The organism is Rhizobium sp. P1_E6 (assembly GCF_056405875.1).
This window is the reverse complement of the sequence record NZ_JBFUBG010000373.1, coordinates 1-507: the sequence shown is the minus strand read 5'-3', so window position 1 is coordinate 507 and position 507 is coordinate 1. Positions and strand designations below refer to the sequence as shown.

1 protein-coding gene is annotated in these 507 nt (G+C 56.4%); it reads left to right on the top strand.

Annotated features, from left to right (window positions below; translation table 11 throughout):
* Positions 1–16: 16 nt before the first annotated feature.
* The coding region (locus AC1D35_RS36810) for a DUF4158 domain-containing protein (protein WP_477943016.1) at positions 17–507 on the top strand (491 nt) is incomplete at its 3' end.

The window sequence follows — 507 nt, the reverse complement described above, 5'->3', positions numbered from 1 at the left end:
TGAATGGAGTCGGGCGATGGCAAAGCGCAAGCTTCTCAAAGATCAAGATCGCCGGAAGCTTGTCGATATCCCAGTCGACGAGGACAGCTTAATCCGACACTATTCGTTGTCATTGGCGGATCTCCTGGAGATCGAACTGCGGAGACGTAATCACAATCGGCTCGGCTTTGCCATCCAGCTATGTCTAATGCGATACCCGGGTCGAGTGCTTGGAGCAGAAGAAACTCCGCCTCGTGCCATGCTGAGATATGTTGCTGATCAGATCGGCGCCGCTTCAGACGAATTTGCCCTCTATGCACGCCGTGAAGAAACCCGTCGGGATCATATGGCGCGGTTAATGGTGTATCTGGATACGAGAAGCGCGACGCTGCAAGATCGCCGCGCCGCGCTATTGGCGGCAATTCAAGCGGCGACTATGTCCGACGACGGTGCTGCGATAGCCAGTTCGACTGTCGCCGCGTTTCGCGAACGCGGAGCTCTTCTGCCGGCGATCGACACGATCGAACG